Origin of the sequence: Streptomyces sp. NPDC055955 (assembly GCF_042270245.1) — a bacterium.
In the GTDB taxonomy this organism is placed as follows: domain Bacteria; phylum Actinomycetota; class Actinomycetes; order Streptomycetales; family Streptomycetaceae; genus Streptomyces.
In genome coordinates, this window is sequence record NZ_JBHJYS010000014.1 from 130,332 (window position 1) to 150,255 (window position 19,924).

18 protein-coding genes and 1 tRNA gene are annotated in these 19,924 nt (G+C 71.3%); 11 read left to right on the forward strand and 8 right to left on the reverse strand.

Going from position 1 to position 19,924, the window contains the following annotated elements; all coding sequences use genetic code 11:
• Nucleotides 1-158: 158 nt before the first annotated feature.
• A tRNA-Cys gene (locus tag ACFC96_RS26930) sits at nucleotides 159-230 on the reverse strand.
• Nucleotides 231-442: 212 nt separating this feature from the next.
• On the opposite strand from ACFC96_RS26930, the gene ACFC96_RS26935 reads away from it, so the two are divergent.
• The 4 genes from ACFC96_RS26935 (at nucleotide 443) to ACFC96_RS26950 (ending at nucleotide 6,479) form a co-directional block, all read left to right on the forward strand.
• Entirely contained in the window at nucleotides 443-2,017 is a 1,575-nt protein-coding gene (locus ACFC96_RS26935) for an MFS transporter (RefSeq protein ID WP_376614522.1), read from the forward strand.
• Between the two features lie 434 nt (nucleotides 2,018-2,451).
• Complete coding sequence (locus ACFC96_RS26940; RefSeq protein ID WP_376614524.1) at nucleotides 2,452-4,260, forward strand: DEAD/DEAH box helicase; 1,809 nt, start codon at nucleotides 2,452-2,454, stop codon at nucleotides 4,258-4,260.
• A gap of 363 nt (nucleotides 4,261-4,623) precedes the next feature.
• Nucleotides 4,624-5,265, forward strand: coding sequence for an IclR family transcriptional regulator (locus ACFC96_RS26945; RefSeq protein ID WP_266671017.1), 642 nt, complete (start codon nucleotides 4,624-4,626; stop codon nucleotides 5,263-5,265).
• A 455-nt stretch (nucleotides 5,266-5,720) separates the two neighbouring features.
• Entirely contained in the window at nucleotides 5,721-6,479 is a 759-nt protein-coding gene (locus ACFC96_RS26950; RefSeq protein WP_376256671.1) for a S16 family serine protease, read from the forward strand.
• A 68-nt stretch (nucleotides 6,480-6,547) separates the two neighbouring features.
• Here the strand turns inward: ACFC96_RS26950 and ACFC96_RS26955 are convergent, their stop codons facing one another.
• From ACFC96_RS26955 to ACFC96_RS26975, 5 genes are all read right to left on the reverse strand, one after another.
• Nucleotides 6,548-7,516 carry a glycine betaine ABC transporter substrate-binding protein gene (locus tag ACFC96_RS26955; protein WP_376614525.1) on the reverse strand — a complete coding sequence of 323 codons (969 nt, stop codon included), beginning with the start codon at nucleotides 7,514-7,516 and terminating at the stop codon, nucleotides 6,548-6,550.
• Nucleotides 7,513-8,373 carry an ABC transporter permease gene (locus tag ACFC96_RS26960; protein WP_376256667.1) on the reverse strand — a complete coding sequence of 287 codons (861 nt, stop codon included), beginning with the start codon at nucleotides 8,371-8,373 and terminating at the stop codon, nucleotides 7,513-7,515. The genes ACFC96_RS26955 and ACFC96_RS26960 overlap by 4 nt, the downstream gene beginning before the upstream one ends.
• Nucleotides 8,370-9,674: a betaine/proline/choline family ABC transporter ATP-binding protein gene (locus ACFC96_RS26965; protein WP_376614527.1), complete on the reverse strand. Its 1,305-nt coding sequence runs from the start codon at nucleotides 9,672-9,674 to the stop codon at nucleotides 8,370-8,372. The genes ACFC96_RS26960 and ACFC96_RS26965 overlap by 4 nt, the downstream gene beginning before the upstream one ends.
• Nucleotides 9,667-10,314, reverse strand: a complete 648-nt coding sequence (locus ACFC96_RS26970) for an ABC transporter permease (protein ID WP_376256663.1) — start codon at nucleotides 10,312-10,314, stop codon at nucleotides 9,667-9,669. The genes ACFC96_RS26965 and ACFC96_RS26970 overlap by 8 nt, the downstream gene beginning before the upstream one ends.
• A gap of 132 nt (nucleotides 10,315-10,446) precedes the next feature.
• Nucleotides 10,447-10,917, reverse strand: coding sequence for an Lrp/AsnC family transcriptional regulator (locus ACFC96_RS26975; protein WP_116512739.1), 471 nt, complete (start codon nucleotides 10,915-10,917; stop codon nucleotides 10,447-10,449).
• Between the two features lie 122 nt (nucleotides 10,918-11,039).
• On the opposite strand from ACFC96_RS26975, the gene hppD reads away from it, so the two are divergent.
• From hppD to nthA, 4 genes are read left to right on the forward strand one after another with little or no spacing between them, the layout of a single operon-like run.
• A complete protein-coding gene (hppD, locus tag ACFC96_RS26980) occupies nucleotides 11,040-12,194 on the forward strand; it encodes a 4-hydroxyphenylpyruvate dioxygenase (RefSeq protein WP_376614529.1) in 1,155 nt (384 codons plus the stop codon).
• A 22-nt stretch (nucleotides 12,195-12,216) separates the two neighbouring features.
• Entirely contained in the window at nucleotides 12,217-12,501 is a 285-nt protein-coding gene (locus ACFC96_RS26985; RefSeq protein ID WP_376256659.1) for a hypothetical protein, read from the forward strand.
• Nucleotides 12,494-12,769 (forward strand): SH3-like domain-containing protein, encoded by a 276-nt coding sequence (locus ACFC96_RS26990; RefSeq protein ID WP_376256657.1) that lies wholly within the window; start codon nucleotides 12,494-12,496, stop codon nucleotides 12,767-12,769. The genes ACFC96_RS26985 and ACFC96_RS26990 overlap by 8 nt, the downstream gene beginning before the upstream one ends.
• Nucleotides 12,769-13,356: a nitrile hydratase subunit alpha gene (gene nthA, locus ACFC96_RS26995; protein WP_376614531.1), complete on the forward strand. Its 588-nt coding sequence runs from the start codon at nucleotides 12,769-12,771 to the stop codon at nucleotides 13,354-13,356. The genes ACFC96_RS26990 and nthA overlap by 1 nt, the downstream gene beginning before the upstream one ends.
• A gap of 82 nt (nucleotides 13,357-13,438) precedes the next feature.
• Here nthA and ACFC96_RS27000 read toward each other — a convergent pair whose 3' ends face one another.
• Nucleotides 13,439-15,118 (reverse strand): tetratricopeptide repeat protein, encoded by a 1,680-nt coding sequence (locus ACFC96_RS27000; protein WP_376614533.1) that lies wholly within the window; start codon nucleotides 15,116-15,118, stop codon nucleotides 13,439-13,441.
• A gap of 108 nt (nucleotides 15,119-15,226) precedes the next feature.
• Between ACFC96_RS27000 and ACFC96_RS27005 the strand changes: the two genes are divergently transcribed.
• The gene (locus tag ACFC96_RS27005) at nucleotides 15,227-16,597 is read left to right on the forward strand and encodes an FAD-binding oxidoreductase (RefSeq protein WP_376256651.1); all 1,371 of its coding nucleotides are present in this window, start codon (nucleotides 15,227-15,229) and stop codon (nucleotides 16,595-16,597) included.
• A 52-nt stretch (nucleotides 16,598-16,649) separates the two neighbouring features.
• Here ACFC96_RS27005 and ACFC96_RS27010 read toward each other — a convergent pair whose 3' ends face one another.
• Nucleotides 16,650-17,129 carry an SsgA family sporulation/cell division regulator gene (locus ACFC96_RS27010; RefSeq protein ID WP_376614535.1) on the reverse strand — a complete coding sequence of 160 codons (480 nt, stop codon included), beginning with the start codon at nucleotides 17,127-17,129 and terminating at the stop codon, nucleotides 16,650-16,652.
• Nucleotides 17,130-17,350: 221 nt separating this feature from the next.
• Between ACFC96_RS27010 and ACFC96_RS27015 the strand changes: the two genes are divergently transcribed.
• Complete coding sequence (locus tag ACFC96_RS27015) at nucleotides 17,351-19,039, forward strand: RDD family protein (RefSeq protein ID WP_376614536.1); 1,689 nt, start codon at nucleotides 17,351-17,353, stop codon at nucleotides 19,037-19,039.
• Between the two features lie 99 nt (nucleotides 19,040-19,138).
• Entirely contained in the window at nucleotides 19,139-19,912 is a 774-nt protein-coding gene (locus tag ACFC96_RS27020) for an RDD family protein (protein ID WP_376614538.1), read from the forward strand.
• The last annotated feature ends 12 nt before the right edge of the window (nucleotides 19,913-19,924 follow it).

Below are 19,924 nucleotides of genomic sequence, written 5' to 3' on the forward strand. Positions count from 1 at the left end.
CGGCCCTGCGGTTCACGGCCCTGCGGTTCACGGCCCTGCGGTTCACGGCCCTGCGGTTTACGGCCCCGCGGTCCACGGCCCCGCGGTACGGCACCGCGGGGCAACGCCGAAGGGGCGCCCTGCCGAAGCGGGGCGCCCCTTTGCGGGCGGGCTGGTCGAGGCCGTGACCGGAATCGAACCGGTGTGCTTCGCTTTGCAGGCGAATCCCTAAGCCACTCGGGCACACGGCCAACTGAGTCCGAACAGCGTTCGTCGAACTCGATGTCTCGACCGTACGGCCCGTCCGACGCCGGGCCAAGAGGGGCGCGTGGGCCGCAATGTGACTGCCATACGGCGTTCATGGTGGGCGGGGCGTGCACGAGGAGTCGTACGACCAAGGGACCACGAGAACGGGGACCACCGACAGGGGTCAAGTCGTGTCGTGCCCCTTACGCTGAGGTCCATGACCGCCCTGGAACCGTCCGGTGACGCCGAGGTCGCCCACGACATGGCCCACGACACGCCCCACACCAACGCTCGCGCCATCGCCTCCGACACCCCAGCCCAACTCGCTGCCGGCGGCGCCGCCGACCTGGCTGCCGGTCTCGCTGCCGATGTCATGACCGGGGAAGGCGTGCTCGGGCGGGGCTATCGCGCCCTCAGCATCGGCATCGTCTCCGTCGTGCTGCTGATCGCCTTCGAGGCGACCGCCGTCGGGACGGCGATGCCCGTAGCCGCGCGTGAACTGGGCGGGGTGTCGCTCTACGCGTTCGCGTTCTCCGGCTACTTCACGACGAGTCTGTTCGGGATGGTGTTCTCGGGACAGTGGGCGGACCGGCGCGGTCCGCTCGGGCCGTTGGGTGCCGGGATTGCCGCGTTCGCGGCGGGGCTGCTGCTCGCCGGGACCGCGGGGTCGATGTGGCTGTTCATCGCCGGGCGGGCCGTGCAGGGGCTCGGGGGCGGGCTCGTCATCGTGGCGTTGTACGTCGTCGTCAGCCGCGCCTACCCGGAGCGGCTGCGGCCCGCGATCATGGCGGCGTTCGCGGCGAGCTGGGTCGTCCCGTCCGTGGTCGGGCCGCTCGCGTCGGGGGCGGTGACCGAGCATCTCGGGTGGCGGTCGGTGTTCATCGGGATCCCGGTGCTCGTCGTGTTCCCGCTGGCGCTCGCGCTGCCGCAGATCCGGCGCCGCGCCGCGGGGCCCGCGGAGGGCGCGGCGCGCGGAGCCGTCGACGGCCGTCGCATCCGGCTCGCCCTCGGGATCTCGCTCGGAGCCGGTCTGCTCCAGTACGCCGCCCAGGACCTGCGGTGGATCTCGCTCCTGCCCGGTGCGGTGGGCGTGGCCCTGCTCGTTCCGGCCGTGCTCGGGCTGCTGCCCCGCGGGACGTACCGGGCGGCGCGCGGGCTGCCGTCGGTGGTGCTGCTGCGGGGTGTCGCGGCCGGGTCCTTCATCGCGGCCGAGTCGTTCGTGCCGCTGATGCTCGTCACACAGCGCGGGCTCTCGCCGATGACGGCCGGACTCTCGCTCGCGGTGGGCGGGGCCACCTGGGCGTTCGGGTCGTTCCTGCAGTCGCGGCCGCGTTTCGAGGCGTATCGGGAGCGGCTGATGGCGGGCGGGATGGTGCTGGTGGCGGCGGCCGTCGCGACGGCGCCGAGCGTGCTGATCCCGACCGTGCCGGTGTGGATCGTCGCCGTGGCGTGGGGCTTCGGGTGCCTGGGGATGGGTCTGGTCATCTCGTCGACGAGCGTGCTGCTGCTGGAGCTGTCGGCGCCCGAGGAGGCGGGGGCCAACTCGGCCGCCCTCCAGATCTCGGACGGGCTGTCCAATGTCGTGCTGCTGGCCGTCGGGGGAGCGGCCTTCGCCGCGCTCGGGGGCGGTGCGGTGGGCTCCGCCCACGAGGTGGCCTCGGCCGCCGGCGGCGGATCCCACCCGGCGGCCTTCGTCGCGGTGTTCCTGCCGATGGCGGCGGTGGCCCTGGTGGGGGCCTGGGTCGCTACGCGGGTGCGGTCCGTCTCCCCGGCCCCCGCCCCGGCCTGCTGAAAGACGCCGGCCTGGGCTCGCCCGCACGCGCTCCGCGGAGAGGGCAGGGACGCGTTCCGCGGAGAGGGCAGGGATGCGCTCCACGGAGAGGGGAGGGACGCGCTCCGCGGAAAGGGGAGGGAAGCGCTCTACGGAGAGGGGAGGGACGCGTTCCGCGGAGCGGACCGGCGCGTGCCGCAGGGTGGACAAACACGCTCCGCAGAGCGGACGGACGCGCTCCGTACGGCATCCGGACGCGCTGCGTGAGACGGACTGTGAAACGGGTCGCATCGCGCGGCGCCCCGGCGCTGTTCCCCGGCTGACCCGACCACCCCACCGGTAGGGTGGCCCGGTTGTCGTACGTACCCCCAGCGTCAAAGTGCGTACCCCCAGCGTCAGAAGCCTGCGTCAGTACTCCGCAGCCCGCGCCCGTACCTGCGTCAAAACCGGAGACCGTGACTACCACCGCCGCCGCCACCGCCGCTTCCGCCTCCTCCCACCACCTCTCACCCGCCTTCCCCGGCCGTGCCCCCTGGGGCACCGCGGGCAAGCTGCGTGCCTGGCAGCAAGGGGCCATGGAGCGGTACCTCCAGGAGCAGCCGCGAGACTTTCTCGCCGTCGCCACCCCGGGCGCCGGCAAGACGACGTTCGCGCTCACCCTCGCGTCCTGGCTGCTGCACCACCATGTCGTGCAGCAGGTCACCGTGGTCGCGCCGACCGAGCACCTGAAGAAGCAGTGGGCCGAGGCCGCCGCGCGCATAGGGATCAAGCTGGACCCGGAGTACAGCGCGGGGCCGCTCAGCAAGGAGTACCAGGGCGTCGCCGTCACGTACGCGGGTGTGGGCGTGCGGCCGATGCTGCACCGCAACCGCAGCGAGCAGCGCAAGACGCTCGTCATCCTCGACGAGATCCACCACGCCGGCGACAGCAAGTCGTGGGGTGAGGCGTGCCTGGAGGCCTTCGAGCCGGCGACCCGCCGACTCGCCCTCACCGGTACGCCGTTCCGCTCGGACACCAACCCCATTCCCTTCGTCCAGTACGAAGAGGGCAAGGACGGCATCAGGCGCTCCTCCGCCGACTACACGTACGGCTACGGCAGCGCGCTCGGCGACGGCGTCGTGCGGCCCGTCATCTTCCTCTCCTACAGCGGCAACATGCGGTGGCGCACGAAGGCCGGTGACGAGATCGCCGCCCGGCTCGGCGAACCCATGACCAAGGACGCCATCAGCCAGGCCTGGCGTACCGCCCTCGACCCGCGCGGCGAGTGGATGCCGAGTGTGCTGCGCGCCGCCGACCAGCGGCTCACCGAGGTCCGCAAGGGCATCCCGGACGCCGGTGGTCTCGTCATCGCCGCCGACCAGGACTCCGCCCGCGCCTACGCCAAGCTGATCCGGGAGATCACCGGCACGAAGCCTACGACCGTCCTGTCCGACGACACCGGCGCCTCGAAGCGGATCGACGACTTCTCGGGGAGCAACGACCGCTGGATGGTCGCCGTCCGCATGGTGTCCGAGGGCGTCGACGTGCCCCGGCTCGCCGTGGGCGTCTACGCGACGACGATCTCGACCCCGCTCTTCTTCGCGCAGGCCGTGGGCCGTTTCGTACGTTCACGAAGGCGCGGCGAGACCGCGTCCGTCTTCCTGCCCACCGTCCCCGACCTCCTCGGCTTCGCCAACGAGATGGAGGTCGAGCGCGACCACGTGCTCGACAAGCCGAAGAGGGACGGGGAGGAGGACCCCTACGCCGAGTCCGAGCAGGAGATGGACGAGGCGAACAAGGAGCAGGACGAGGACACGGGGGAGCAGGAGCAGTTCTCCTTCGAGGCGCTCGAGTCCGAGGCCACGTTCGACCGGGTCCTGTACGACGGCGCCGAGTTCGGCATGCAGGCCCACCCGGGGAGTGAGGAGGAGCAGGACTACCTCGGCATTCCCGGGCTCCTCGAACCCGACCAGGTGCAGATGCTGCTCCAGAAGCGGCAGGCCCGGCAGATCGCGCACAGCAGGAAGAAGCCGGACAGCGAGGCCGATCTCCTCGAGATGCCGGCCGAGCGGCGGCCCGTCGTCTCGCACAAGGAGCTCCTCGAACTCCGGAAGTCGCTGAACACCATGGTCGGGGCGTACGTACATCAGAGCGGGAAGCCGCACGGTGTCATCCACACCGAGCTGCGGCGGGTGTGCGGGGGGCCGCCGAGCGCGGAGGCCACGGCCGGGCAGTTGCGGCAGCGCATCGCGAAGGTCCAGGAGTGGGCCACCCGGATGAAGTGACATCCGTGTGCGTCGTGCCGGGCCGGCGAGCCGGAAATCGTGTGCGCTACGTGCAGAGGTGGTGCACGCTCCGTTGATCACCCTCCGCGTAACGGGGCAATCGGTACAGGTCAGGATAGTTACTGCCCGGATTCTGGACGGAGTCTTCCGCTGAGCGGGACGACCTCGCTACATTCCCGGCAACGCACACGCCCCGTGGCAGAGCCGCCGCGGAGCGCAGCCGGTGCGCCATGCGCCTCCGCCCGGGACCATCCGAACCGGGTCGATTGCCGACCGGCGGCCTCTGACGCGCGTCGCCCACGGGACCGGCGTCGCAACCGCCGCGGAGGGGGCCGCCGCCTTCACCACTAAGGAGTGGGCGTCGTGACCGCGGAGACCTCCCAGACGCTCGACCGAGGACTGCGTGTCCTCAAGCTGCTCGCCGACACCGACCACGGGCTGACGGTCACCGAGCTGTCCAACAAGCTCGGTGTGAACCGCACCGTCGTGTACCGCCTGCTCGCCACGCTCGAACAGCACGCCCTGGTCCGACGCGACCTCGGAGGCCGGGCTCGCGTGGGGCTCGGCGTGCTGCGCCTGGGCCGCCAGGTGCATCCGCTGGTGCGGGAGGCCGCGCTGCCGGCGCTGCGATCCCTTGCCGAGGACATCGGGGCCACCGCGCATCTCACGTTGGTCGACGGGTCGGAGGCGCTCGCCGTGGCCGTCGTCGAGCCGACCTGGACGGACTATCACGTGGCGTACCGGGCGGGGTTCCGGCATCCGCTCGACCGGGGGGCCGCAGGGCGGGCGATACTCGCTGCGCGGCAGGGGCTCGTGCCGGAGCCCGGTTACACGCTGACCCATGGGGAGCTGGAGGCCGGTGCCTGTGGAGCCGCGGCGCCGTTGGTGGGGGTGACCGGGCTCGAGGGGAGCGTGGGGGTCGTGATGCTTTCCGATTCCGTGCCGGAGCGGGTGGGGCCGCGGGTTCTCGACGCGGCGCGGGAGGTGGCCGACGCGTTGCGCTAGCGCGCTGCGTGGCCGGTTGTTTGTGCGGGGGCAGTGGCGGGCGTTTCGCGCAGTTCCCCGCGCCCCTTGAGGGGGCCGTTTTCGGCTGCGGGCTGATTGCGGCTGGTTGCGCCGTTCCCCGCGCCCCTTGAGGAGGCCGTTTTCGGCTGCGGGTTCGTGTCGGCTGGTCGCGCCGTTCCTCGCGCCCCTTGGGTGATGCGGTGCGTTGTTGGCTGCGGGCTGGTTGTGGCTGGTCGCGCCGTTCCCCGCGCCCCTTGGGGGAAGTTTCGGTTCGGTGTCGGCTGTTGGTTTGTGTCGGCTGGTCCGCCGTTCACCGCGCCCCTGTGTGAAGCGGCGGTGTTCGCCGCGCGCCTTGGGCGACGGGCGGGTGCCCCCGCCACCGTGGGCGCGTCTGTCCCTCGCGTTAGATTGGGCTCGTGCTTCTCTCTCGGATTTCTCGGCCCAAGGCCCTTGCCGTGTGTGCTGTGCCGGTGGTGGCCCTGCTGGCCGTGGCGGGGTTCGCGCCGCTGCCGTTCGCCATCGCGCAGCCCGGGCCGACCACGGATGTGCTCGGGGATTCGAAGGGGAAGCCCGTCATCGAGATCTCCGGGGCGCCCACCCGCGACACCTCGGGGAAGCTGCGCATGGTGACGATCGTGGCCACGGGGCCCGACGCGGAGGTGAGTCTGGGCGATGTCGTCGACAGCTGGTTCCGTACGGACCGTGCGGTCATGCCCCGCGATTCCGTGTATCCGGCGGGCGACTCCACCAAGGAGATCGAGCGGCACAACCTCGGCGAGATGAAGAAGTCGCAGGACTCCGCGACCGAGGCCGCGCTCGGCTATCTGGGCAAGGACCCGCAGGACGTGCACGTGAAACTTCAGCTCGCCGATGTCGGCGGGCCGAGCGCGGGGCTGTTCTTCTCCCTCGGCATCGTCGACAAGCTGGACGGCAACGGCAGCGGCGGCGATCTCACGGGCGGCCGTTCCATCGCCGGTACGGGCACCATCACCTCCGGCGGGAAGGTCGGCGCGGTCGGCGGGGTCTCGCTCAAGACGCAGGCGGCCTGGCGGGACGGCGCGAAGGTGTTCCTGGTGCCGCGGGCGGAGTGCGGCGACGCCAAGTCCGAGTTGCCCAAGGGCATGCGGCTGATCCCCGTGACGACGCTGCGGGGCGCGGTCTCCGCGCTGACGGCCCTGGACAAGGGCGACGCGAGCAAGGTCCCCAGCTGCTGAAGCCCTGAAGCCCTGAAGCCCTGAAGCCCTGAAGCCCTGAAGTCCCCGTCCCCGGCGGCCGGATCGGCTCACTCCGTCACGAAGCCCTCCTTCACCAGCCAGTCCTTCGCCACGTCGTGCGGGTCCTGGCCGTCGACGTCGACCTTCGCGTTCAGCTCCTGCGCGACCGTGTTGTCGAGCTTCTTCGTGATCGGCTCGATGACCTGCGCCATCGCCGGATACTTCTCCAGGGACTTGGTGTTCATCTCCGGGGCCGCGTTGTAGTTCGGGAAGAAGTGCTTGTCGTCCGCCATCACCTTGAGGTTCATCGCCCTGATGCGACCGTCGGTCGTGAAGACCTCGCCGAACGTGCACGTGCCCTTCGCGGCCTGCGTGTAGATGATCCCGGTGTCCATCTGCGTGATGTTCGTGGTCGGGATGCTCATGCCGTACGCCTTCTCCATGCCCGGCAGCCCGTCCGCGCGGTTGGCGAACTCGCTCTCCACGCACAGCGTCACGGCCTTGGGGTCCTTCTTGGCGAGCGCGGCCACGTCCGAGAGGGTCTTCGTTCCGTACTTCTTGAAGTTGGCCTCGTTCATGGCCAGCGCGTACGTGTTGTTGAGCGCGGACGGCGGCAGCCAGGTGATGCCGTTCTTGAGGTCCGCGTCGTGCACGGCCTGCCACTGGGCCTGCGGGTCCGGGATGGGGTGGGAGTGGCCCAGGTACGTGATCCAGGCCGTCCCCGTGTACTCGTACATCCCGTCCGCGTCACCGTTCTTGATGGCCTCGCGGGCGCCGATGGAGCCCTGGATGCCGGTGCGGTCGAGGACCTCGGCGCCGGCCGCCTTGAAGGCGATGCCCATCATGGCGCCGAGGATCAGCTGTTCGGTGAACTCCTTCGACGTGACGGTGATGGCGGCGCCCTTGAGCGGCTCGCCCTGGCCCACCGAGCCCGGCTTCACGTCGTCGACCATCGGGCTGCCGCTGGTCAGTCCGCAGCCGGCGAGCAAGGACGCCACGAGGCCCGCTGCCGCCGCCGCACGGTACGTACGCCTCATACCCGGACCTCCAGCCCGCGCGGCCGCAACAGGAGTTCGGCCAGTGACGCCAGCCAGTCCACGAGCAGGGCCAGCGCGACCGTCAGGATCGAGCCGAGGACGAGGACCGGCATGCGCTGGGTGGTGATGCCGGTGGTGATGAGGACGCCGAGTCCGCCACCGCCGCCGAACGTGGCGAGGGTCGCCGTGCCGACGTTCAGGACGAGCGCCGTGCGCACGCCCGCGAGGATCAGCGGTACGGCCAGCGGCAGTTCGACCTTGCCGAGGACGCCGAGCGGTGACATGCCGATGCCGCGCGCCGATTCGAGGAGCGTGGGGTCGTTCGCCTTCAGGCCCGCGATCGTGTTGGAGAGCACGGGCAGGATCGCGTAGATGATGATGCCGATCAGGGCCGACCGCCGGCCGATGCCCAGCCAGATCACCAGCAGGGCGAGCAGGCCGATCGCGGGGGTGGCCTGGCCCATGTTGGCGAAGGCGAGGGCGACCGGGGTGGCCCTGCGGAACATCTTGCGGGTCAGCAGGATGCCCAGCGGGATCGCGATGATCAGTACGAAGAACGTGGAGACCACCGTCAGGTAGATGTGCTGCTTGAGGAGCTTCCAGACCACACCGCCCGCGATGGCGTTCTCGGAGATCGTGTCCAGGGTGGCCTGCTGGAACCAGAGCCAGGTGGCCAGCAGCACGACCGCGACCACGGCCGGCAGGAACGTGAGCTTCTGCCAGGAGATCCGGCGCTTCTCGCGGACCGGCGGAGGTGGCGCCTCCTGCTCGGCCTCGCCCTCGTCGCGGAAGGCGACGCCCTTTACCTCGTGCTCGCCCTCGGGGCGCTTGCCCGGGGGCGGCTTGGGGGTGTTCACGCTTTCGGTCCCCCCTCGCCTTCCTGCTCCTGGTGGGTCTGCTGGGCCCGCAGTTCCTCCAGTTCGTGCTGGTGCTCCACGGCTTCGAGCCGGTCGGCGTCCAGGAGTTCGTGCACGGAGTTCATCAGCGTCTCCATGTCGACGACGCCCTCGTACTCGCCGCGCCGCCCGGTGACCGCGACGCGTCCCGCGTTGTCGGTCAGGACCGCTTCGAGCGCGTCGCGCAGGGTCGCGTCCCGGGTCACCGTGTCGTGCACGAGGGTGCCCGCGCGGGCCAGTGATCCTTTGGCACGCATCAGGTCGCCGCGCCGCAGCCACTTGTAGGGGCGGCGCCGCTTGTCGAGCAGGAGCAGTTCGTTGGTGCCCGCGTCGCGCAGCTTGTCGAAGATGGTCTGGAGGGGGTCGTCGACCTGCACCGTCGGGTAGTCGGTGACCTCCACGTCCCGTACGCGGGTGAGGTTGAGGCGCTTGAGGGCGGCGCCCGCTCCGACGAAGCCGGACACGAAGTCGTCGACGGGGTTGGTGAGGATGGCCTCGGGGGTGTCGAACTGGGCGATGTGCGAGCGCTCACGCAGGACCACGATGCGGTCGCCGATCTTGATCGCCTCGTCGAAGTCGTGGGTGACGAACACGATCGTCTTGTGCAGCTCGCGCTGGAGGCGGATCAGCTCGTCCTGGAGATGGTCGCGGGTGATCGGGTCGACGGCGCCGAACGGCTCGTCCATCAGGAGGACGGGCGGGTCGGCCGCCAACGCCCGGGCCACGCCGACGCGTTGCTGCTGACCTCCGGAGAGCTGGCGCGGATAGCGGCCGCGGAACTCGGCGGGATCGAGGCCGACCAGGTCCAGCATCTCCTCGACGCGAGCCTTGATCTTCGACTTGGACCAGCCGATCATCTTCGGCACCAGGGCGATGTTCTGCGCGACCGTCATGTGCGGGAAGAGGCCCGAGGACTGGATCGCGTAGCCGATCTTGCGGCGGAGCTTCACCGGGTCCATGTCCGTGACGTCCTCGCCGCCGATCCTGATACGGCCGCTGGTCGGTTCGATGAGCCGGTTGATCATCTTGAGGAGGGTGGTCTTACCGCCACCCGAGGGTCCTACGAAGATGACGGTCTCGCCCGCCTTGATCTCCAGGCTGACGTTGTCCACGGCGGGCGCGGCGGATCCGGGGTAGCGCTTGGTGAGGTTCTCCAGCTCGATCGTCGCTCCCGTCGTGGAGTCGGGCCGCCCCGCGTCGGCGTCGGCGGTGGCGGTCGCCGTGGTGGCCGACGCGGGGGTCTCGGGCACGGAGTCAGACACGGATCCCCCTCGGGATGGTCAGGCGGCCGACGAGGACGTACGCGGCGTCGAAGAGGAGCGCGAGGATGATGATGCCGATGGTGCCCGCGAGGACCTGGTTGAGCGCGTTCTTGCTGCCCAGGGACGCGATGCCGCGGAAGATCTCGTTACCGAGGCCGGGGCCGGACGCGTAGGCGGCGATGGCGGCGATGCCCATCAGCATCTGGGTGGAGACCCGGATCCCGGTGAGGATCGGCGGCCAGGCCAGCGGCAGCTCCACTTTGGCGAGCCGGGCGACGCGGGACATGCCGATACCCTGCGCCGCGTCGATGAGGGAGGGGTCCACGCCCCGCAGGCCCACGATGGAGTTCCGCACGATGGGCAGCAGCCCGTACAGGGTCAGCGAGATGACGGTCGGCGGGACGCCGAGGCCGACGATCGGGATCAGCAGACCGATCATGGCGAGCGAGGGGATCGTCAGGATGGTCGAGGTCGCCAGGGTGGCGACGTTGCCCGCCCACTCGCTGCGGTAGGTGAGGACGCCGATGACGACGCCGGCGAGGGTCGCGACGACCATGCACTGGAAGACGAGGCTGGCCTGCTGATAGGCATCCGCCAGCAGCTGCTGATGGCGGGTGACGATGTACTCCCAGAAGTTCACGGGCCTCACCTCCTCGCGCCGGGCTGACGTCCGGCCGGCTTCGGCCGGTGGTCCGGGGGTGTCCCCGGGAAGACGCGGCGCCGGCACTCACCTCGTCCGGGCGGACTCCGTGAGCGTCGAGGACGTGGCGGGTCAGGAATCCGACGAGGCCTGCTCCACGAGCGGGATGATCCGCAGCGGAACGGGGTTTTCCATGACGATCGCGGTGGAAGCCCGGACGATGCCATCAAAACCCACGACCCGGTCGATCACCCGCTGGAGATCGGCGTTCGAGCGGGCCACGAGGCGGCACAGCATGTCGCCGCTGCCGGTCGTGGTGTGGAGTTCGAGGACCTCTGGGACCGTGGTCAAGTGCGCCCTCACGTCGGGGCCTTGGCCCTGCCGGATCTGGAGCGTGGCGAACGCCGTGACCGGATAGCCGAGGGCCGCCGGGTCGACCTGAGGTCCGAAGCCGCGGATGACTCCGTTCGACTGAAGCCGGTCGAGGCGCGCCTGCACGGTGCCGCGCGCGACCCCCAGGCGCCGGGACGCCTCAAGGACCCCGATCCGGGGCTCGCGCGCGAGCAGCAGGATCAGCCGCCCGTCCAGATGATCGATCGCCATACGGGCCTCCGTGATGGTCATCCTGTACAGAACGCCCGCCCATAATGGCGATCCATTGAGCAGATTGACCACCTAAATCGCAAACTATTGCGCATCTTGTGGTTCAGAGAGAGTCTCGGGCCATGGCAGCTACTTCTGCGCACATCCAGCCCACCCCTGACACCGCGCGCGAGGCAGACCCCTTCCCGGTGAAGGGAATGGACGCGGTCGTCTTCGCCGTGGGCAACGCCAAGCAGGCGGCCCACTACTACTCGACCGCCTTCGGCATGAAGCTCGTGGCCTACTCGGGCCCGGAGAACGGCAGCCGCGAGACGGCCTCCTACGTGCTCACGAACGGCTCCGCCCGTTTCGTGTTCACCTCCGTCATCAAGGCCTCCACCGACTGGGGCCACTTCCTCGCCGGCCATGTGGCCGAGCACGGCGACGGCGTCGTCGACCTCGCCATCGAGGTCCCGGACGCCCGCGCCGCGTACGCGTACGCCGTCGAACACGGCGCCCGCGGCATCACCGAGCCGTACGAGACCAAGGACGAGTTCGGCACCGTCGTGCGCGCCGCGATCGCCACCTACGGCAAGACCCGCCACACACTCGTCGAGCGCACCGGGTACGACGGCCCGTACCTGCCCGGCTTCGTCGCCGCCGACCCGATCGTCGAGCCGCCGGCCAAGCGCACCTTCCAGGCCGTCGACCACTGCGTCGGCAACGTCGAGCTCGGCAGGATGAACGAGTGGGTCGGCTTCTACAACAAGGTCATGGGCTTCACGAACATGAAGGAGTTCGTGGGCGACGACATCGCGACCGAGTACTCGGCGCTGATGTCGAAGGTCGTCGCCGACGGCACGCTCAAGGTCAAGTTCCCGATCAACGAGCCGGCCATCGCCAAGAAGAAGTCCCAGATCGACGAGTACCTGGAGTTCTACGGCGGCGCCGGCGTCCAGCACATCGCGCTCGCCACGAACGACATCGTCGCCTCCGTGCGGACCATGCGCGCCGCGGGTGTCCAGTTCCTGGACACTCCCGACTCGTACTACGACACCCTCGGCGAGTGGGCCGGCGAGACGCGCGTGCCCGTCGAGACGCTGCGTGAGCTGAAGATCCTCGTCGACCGCGACGAGGACGGCTACCTGCTGCAGATCTTCACCAAGCCGGTCCAGGACCGGCCGACCGTCTTCTTCGAGATGATCGAGCGGCACGGCTCGATGGGCTTCGGAAAGGGCAACTTCAAGGCGCTCTTCGAGGCGATCGAGCGCGAGCAGGAGAAGCGCGGCAATCTGTAGGGAGCGCGTCTAGGCTGGTCCCATGGCCAGGATCAACGACGTGGGCGGCATGACAGGGTTCGGCGCCATCGACACCACCGACGACGCCGAGCCCTTTCACGCGGACTGGGAGGCGCGCGTCTTCGCCCTCCAGCGCGCGCTCCTCGTCGAAGGGGTCTTCAATCTCGACGAGTTCAGGGACGCCATCGAGACGATGCCGCCGGGCGAGTACCTCGCGGCCTCGTACTACGAGCGCTGGTTCCACGCGATCCGCACGCTCCTCGAACGCAAGGGCGTCATCGAGGAAGGGGCGCTGCGCGATGACTGACCGGTTCGCGGCCGGCGCCCGCGTCCGCACGTACCCGCACGACCCGGCGCACCACACGCGCCTGCCGCGGTACGCCCGCGGAAAGCTCGGCGTCGTGGTCGAGCCGGAGGGGCGGGCACCGCTCGCCGACGTGCGCGCGCAGGGCCGGGACGACGCCCCTGTCGAGATGATCTACGCGGTCCGGTTCGCGGCGCGCGAGCTGTGGGGTGAGGGCGAGCACCACGTCGTACTCGACCTGTCGGAGAGCTATCTGAGGGAGGCCGAGTGATGTCCGGTACGCACGAGGACGCGGTGATCTCCCGTCAGGTGCGGCGTCTGGAGAGCCTGTTGGAGGCGCAGGGCATCGTCGGGGGTGACACCGTCGACGAGGTCATCGACGGGTTCCTGGCGGGCGCCTCGCCCGTGAACGGCGCGAAGGTCGTGGCCCGCGCGTGGACGGACCCCGCCTACCGCGAGCGGCTCCTCGCCGACGGCACCTCGGCGGTGGGTGAACTGGGCTTCTCCGCCGGGGGAGTTCAGAAGCAGCGGCTGCGCGTCGTCGAGAACACCGCCGACACGCACAACGTCATCGTCTGCACGCTGTGCTCCTGCTATCCCCTGCGCCTGCTCGGTCCCTCGCCCGGCTGGTACAAGAGCGAGGCGTACCGCTCCCGCGTCGTGCGGGACCCGCGCGGCGTCCTCGCCGAGTTCGGTGTGACGCTCCCGGAGTCCGTGGACATCACGGTCTGGGACTCCAGCGCGGAGACGCGGTACATGGTCCTGCCCAGGCGCCCCAAGGGAACGGACCGCCTGAGCGAGGAAGAACTGGCGTCCCTGATCACGCGGAACGGGCTCATCGGGACGGGTGTGCTTTAGGGCGCCGGGGGCCGGAGGTCTCGGGGGCCGGAGGTCTCGGCTTTCGAGGGTCTCGGCTTCCGATGGTCCCGGGTTCCGGGGGTTACGCGCCCGGGGGCTTGGGCGTCTGGGTCTGAGGGGCCGGCCGGGGCGACGGCTTGGCCGGAGCCTGGGCCGGAGGCGTGGCCGCCGGGGGCGCGGGCTTGGGCGGCGCGGCGGGGGCGGTCGGGCGGACCGCGGGGCTCTCGTTCGCCGGGGGCCGGGATGCGGGGCGCTCGGGGGCCGGGCTCCGGGGCGCCGCGTGGGGCTTCGACGGCGGTGCCGTGCTCGCCTTCGTCCCCCACGCCTTGCCGGGCTCCCCGACGGGCGGGTCGCCCAGCGCAGCCAGCGCCTTCTTCGCGAGCGGGGACAGGAGCGGCGAGAACGCCGGGTTGATGCGCAGGGCCTCGCCGATGTGCCGGCGGGCGGGCCCGTCCATCTTCAACTGCCGCTCGACCTCTCCCCGGTGGTACACGATCAGCGCGCTGCGTACGGTGCCTCCGTGCTCCGGGTCCGTCGCGCGCTGCGCGTACTTCAGCGCCTCCTTGTCGTTGCCCGCCTTGTGCAGCGCCCAGCCCAGCGCGTCCGCGGTCTGCACGCTCGGCGCCCGCCCCCATTCGGCCCGCAGCCGGGTCACGGCCGACCGGGGGTTCCCGTGGTCCGCCTCGAGCCGGCCGAGGAGGAGCGAGTCGTCGACTCCGTTCACCCCGTCCGCGCCCGCCCTCTTGCGCAGCAGGTCGTACTCGGCCTTCGCCGCGTCGCCGAATCCGAGCGACTCGTACAACTCGCCCAGCTCCAGGGCGTATTCGGGCCGCGGTCGCGTGGCGAGCACGCTCCGGTACGCCTGGACCGCCTCCGTCGTACGGCCGAGCGACGCCAGGGCGCGGCCCTTCCCGGCGAGCGACGCGTCGTTGTCGGGGTCGGCAGCGAGGGCCTGGGAGAAGTAGTTCAGCGCCTGCGCGGACTGGCCCCGCTCCCACATCAGCTCGCCCGCCCGGTGCAGACACGCGGCCCGCTCGGACGGCGTCGAGGCGAGCGCCGCCGCGTCGGTCAGCGACGCGAGCGCGTCGTCACGCCAGCCGTGGTCCTGGTAGACCTGCCCCGCGCGCGCCATCACGACCGCGCCCGAGTGCAGTTTCGTGAGCGTGCCCAGCGCCCGGTCCACGGCCTTGTAGTCCCCGAGGCGCCCGTACGTCTCGATCAGCAGCGGATACGTCGTCCACCGCTTCGGCGCCAGTTTCACGGACGCCTCGCCCCACTTCTTCGCGGTGCGGTAGTCGTGCCGGGCGTTGGCGAGCGCGGCGAGCCCGTCCATGGCGTCCACGTTCCCGGCCGACCGCAACTGCAGCGAGATCCGCAGGGCGCGTTCGGCCTTCGGGTAGAACACCGAATCGGCCGTCCGCTGCCCCTGTTCGACATAGGCGGCCCCGAGCGCCGCCCACGACCGGTCGTCACGCGGATGGGCCCGCAGATACGCCTCGCGGTCCCTGATGAGGGCTGCCAGATCGGGCAGCGACGCCTCGACCCCCGCGACCGCCGCGTTCGCCGCGCGGCCGGCGGACCCCGGAGCGGGTGCCGCGCCGCGCTCCGGCGAGGAGGGCGGTACCAGCAGGATGCTGCCGAGCACCACGGACCCCGTGACGGCGCTGACCAGCGCGCCCTTCGCCAGCGGGGACAGTCGGCGCCCCGGCTCGGGAACAGTTGCCGGAGTCTGTGCTTCCGCTTCGATCTCCTCGGTCTTCATGACGCACACTGTGCGTCAATACGAAGAGCACATCACGGCAACATCCCGGCAGGTGAAGGCCGCCGCAGACGGGTTCACACCGATGGCCCCGAGTGCGAGGCTGTGATCATGAGCCGCACACTCGTCGAACGACTTCAGGAAGGCCTGCCGGCCGGGGCGGTCCTCGCCGACCCCGACGTCACGGCCTCGTACGCGCATGACATGGCCAGCTTCTGCGACGCGGGAGCGCCGGCCGTCGTGGTGCTGCCCCGCACCGTCGAGCAGGTCCAGCACGTGATGCGCACGGCCACGGAGCTGCGCGTCCCCGTCGTCCCGCAGGGCGCCCGCACGGGCCTCTCCGGCGCGGCGAACGCGTCCGAGGGCTGCATCGTGCTGTCCCTGGTCAAGATGGACCGCATCCTGGAGATCAACACCGTCGACAGGATCGCGGTCGTCGAGCCGGGCGTCATCAACGCCACGCTCTCCCGCGCCGTCAACGAGAAGGGCCTCTACTACCCGCCGGACCCGTCCAGTTGGGAGATGTGCACCATCGGCGGGAACATTGGCACGGCGTCGGGCGGCCTGTGCTGCGTGAAGTACGGGGTGACGGCGGAGTACGTCCTCGGTCTCGACGTCGTCCTCGCCGACGGCCGGCTCCTGTCCACGGGACGCCGCACGGCCAAGGGTGTCGCGGGCTACGACCTCACCCGCCTGTTCGTCGGCTCCGAGGGCAGCCTCGGCATCGTCGTACGGGCCACACTCGCGCTCAAGCCCGAGCCGCCGCAGCAGCTGGTCCTGGCCGCCGAATTCGCCTCCACGGACGCCGCCTGCGACGCGATCTGCAAGATCATGGAGGGCGGTCACGTTCCGTCGCTGCTCGAACTCATGGACCGTACGACGGTGAAGGCCGTCAACGCGATGGCGAACATGGGGCTCCCCGAGACCACCGAGGCGCTGCTCCTCGCGGCCTTCGACACCCTCGATCCGGCCGCGGACCTCGCCGCCGTCGGCGCCCTGTGCGAGGCCGCGGGCGCGACCCAGGTCGTCCCCGCCGACGACGCCGCCGAGTCCGAACTCCTGCTCCAGGCCCGGCGCCTCTCGCTCACCGCACTCGAAGCGGTCAAGGGCACGACGATGATCGACGACGTGTGCGTACCGCGTTCGAGGCTCGCCGAGATGCTCACCGGCGTCGACCGCATCGCCGAGAAGTACGGCCTCACGATCGGCGTCTGCTGCCACGCGGGCGACGGCAACACGCACCCCACCGTCTGCTTCGACGCCCAGGACGCCGACGAGGGCCGCCGCGCCCGCGAGTCCTTCGACGAGATCATGGCGCTCGGTCTCGAACTCGGCGGGACCATCACCGGCGAACACGGCGTCGGCGTACTCAAGAAGGAGTGGCTGGCGCGCGAGCTCGGCCCGGTCGGCATCGAGATGCAGCGCGCCGTCAAGGCGGCCTTCGACCCGCTCGGCCTGCTCAACCCGGGCAAACTCTTCTGACGCCCGCCCCTCCGGGCCGGCCGGCCCGTATCCACCCCCGTGGGACGCGCGCTCACTCACCGTCCTGGGACTCGTCCGAGGGCCACGGGTCGCGCAGCCACAGGTCGTCGACGCGGCCCGAGGCGGGAGCGAGCAGCTCGGCGAGGCCGTCGTCGATGCCGAGCCGCTCGGACTCAGAGCCCGGAGGGACCACCCGCAGTGTCCGCTCCAGCCAGGCGGACACCGCGGCGGAGGGCGCCTCCAGGAGTGCGTCGCCGTCCGGTGAACTCAGCGCCATGAGGACGACGTTGCGGCGGTCGACCTTCGTCGGCCACACGCGCACGTCCCCGTGCCCGCACGGCCGGAACACCCCCTCCACGAGCAGCTCGCGCGCGAACGTCCAGTCGACGGGGTGCTCGGAGCCGATGTGAAAAGCGATGTGGACGGCGTACGGGTCGTCGGTCCGGTAGGTGAGCCGGGCAGGGACAGGGATGCTGCGCTCGGGCGACAGGACGAGCCTCAGCTCGAGTTCGCGTTCCACCACGGTGTGCATGTCGTGCGTTTCCTCTCCTCGTACGGGTCGTGCACGGGCTCGCGGGAGCGGCCCCGTGCAAGGAGAGAGGGCGAAGGGCGCGGAGCATTACGCGAGTTCCGGAAAGTTTTTTCGGCGTCCCCGGAAAGTGGTCCGTACGGGCGGACCCGCCCGGCGGCGGGCGGTGGTCTGATAGATGTGGACCCCCAACAGAACCCCCGAGCAGATACGGGACGACGGACATGAGCGCCCCAACTCCGGCACCCGGCGACGACAGGCCCCGCGACGGGTACTACCCCGACCCGTCCATTCCCGGATATGTCCGGTACTGGAACGGTGTCGCCTGGGTGCCCGGCACGAGCCGCCCGGCCCCGTCCGACGGCGAACCCCTCGCCGCCCCCGCCGGGGTGGCCCCCGCCCCCATCCCCGAGCCCGCCCGCACGCCCGCGCCCGCGTCCCTCGAGGAAACCGGCCCGGTCTTCCTCGACGAGGAGCCGGAGCGGTACTCGGACGAGCCGGCCGCACCCGAGCCCGCCACGGCCTGGCAGGCGGACGCGTCCCGCCAGACCGGCTTCGGCGGCGAGCAGGACCGCCGCGTGTCCTGGGGCACGGACCCGCGCGTGCCTGCCCAGCAGCAGCAGCAGGAGGAGGAGCGCGCGGACCGAGCGGTCACGAACCGCCCGGCACAGCCGGAGCCCCCGACGCCGCCCACGGACGGAACCGTCACGTTCCGCCGCCCCGCCCCGCCCGCGGACCGCCCCGAGGGCACGATGACGATGCGGGCGCTGCCCGCTCGGCAGACGCCGGGCCGGCAGGGGCCCGTGGTGCCGGGCCAGCAGGGGCCCGCGGTACAGGGCCAGCAGGGGCCCGCAGTGCAGGGCCAGCAGGGGCCCGCGGTACAGGGGCAGCAGGGGCCTGCGGTACAGGGCCGGCAGGGTCCGGGGCAGCAGGGTCCGGGTCAGCAGGGCCGGCAAGCGCAGGCCCAGCCCCAGCAGCCCATCGCCCCGTACCCGCAGGCGGCCCAGCAGCCCGCACCTCAGCAGGCCGACGCCCAGCCCCGGTCCGGCTTCCAGTCCCAGCCCCAGCCGCAGCCTCAAGCGGGCTTCGGCACACAGGGCCCGGCGCAGCAGCCCCAGGCCCAGCAGGCGGCCGCCCCGCAAGCCGCCCCCCTCCACCCGCACGCACCCCAGGCCCCCGCCCCGGCGCAGCAGTCCCAGGCCGGCCGGCCCGGCGCGGTCCCGCCGCAGGCCTCCGGTGCCGCCTCCGCCACCCCCATGACCTCCGGCCCCGGCGGCGGTTCGCCCTCCTGGGCGCAGCAGGTGCACCAGCTCGCCCAGCCTCAGTCCGCGCAGCCCGCCGCAGGCAAACCCGCGGAGCCGGCAGGCCCCGTCACGCCGTGGAAGCCCGTGGCCGACGACCCGTTCCTGGCGGCGGCCCAGGCGCAGGCGTCGGCGCGGCCCGCGGGGCTCGGCAGGCGTCTCGCCGCCCGGCTCATCGACTCGGTGGTGCTCGGCGCGGTCACCGCGGTGGTGGCCGTCCCGCTCGGCACCAAGGCCGTCGACCACATCGACGGGAAGATCGACGCGGCGAAGGCGTCGGGCCGGGAGGCCACGGTCTGGCTGCTGGACGGCACGACGGGCGCCTATCTCGGCATCGTCCTCGCCGTTCTCCTCGTCTCCGGTGTCCTCTACGAGGCCCTGCCGACCGCCAAGTGGGGCCGCACCCTGGGCAAGAAGGTGTGCGGGCTTCAGGTGCGGGACATCGAGGAGCACGAGGCGCCGACGTTCGGCGCGGCGCTGCGGCGCTGGCTGGTGTACAGCGTGACCGGCCTGCTGGTCGTCGGGGTCCTCGGCGTGCTGTGGTGCCTGTTCGACCGGCCGTGGCGCCAGTGCTGGCACGACAAGGCGGCCCGCACGTTCGTCGCGGGCTGACCCCGCCCGTCCCGCTCAGCCGCCGCTCGGGCGAGCCGTCGTACTCCGGACGGCGGCTCGCCGGATGCGGAATCGGGGGGTTCGCGGTCGACTCGGGCCATGAGCACCGAACCGCCGCCCCCCGGCTCAGGCCAGCCCCCGGAAGACGACCCGTTCAGAAAGCCCCCGCCGCCCCAGGGCGGCGGCTCACCGTACGACGCCCCGCAAGACCCGCACGGGGCTCCGCAAAACCCCCAGAACCCTCAGGGCCCGCAGAACCCCCCGGGCTCGGGAAATCCGTACGACTCCCCGCCGCCCCCGCCCGGCGGCACTCCGCCGCCCCCGCCCGGCGGCACTCCTCCGCCCCCGTACGGCGGTGGAGGAGGTGGGCCCTATGGGAATGACCCCTACGGCGGCGGTCCCTACGGGGAAGACCCGCTGGCAGGGATGCCGCCGCTGGCGGACAGCGGCAAGCGCGTGCTCGCGCGGATCATCGACATCATCCTGGTCAGCATCGTCGTGGGGCTGCTGTCCTGGGCGTTCGGGGTCGCCACGTACCAGACGAACCCTGACAAGATCCAGTACGGCAGGCAGTTCGGTCAGTCCGTCCTCGCCGCGGTCCTCTACATCGGGTACGACACCTTCATGACCTCGAGGACCGGCCAGACCCTGGGCAAGCGGCTGCTCAAGCTGCGTGTGGCGAACCTCAACGACGGTGCGACGCCCAGCGTCCAGACCAACCTGGTGCGCGCGGCGGTCCTGTGGCTGCCGGCGGTGTTCTGCTGCGCCTGCATCTGGACCGCGATCTGCGGCGGCTGGAGCTTCTTCGACAAGCCCTACAAGCAGGGCCTGCACGACAAGGCCGCGAAGACGGTGGTGGTCAGCACCGGCTGAACAGGCGCGGGG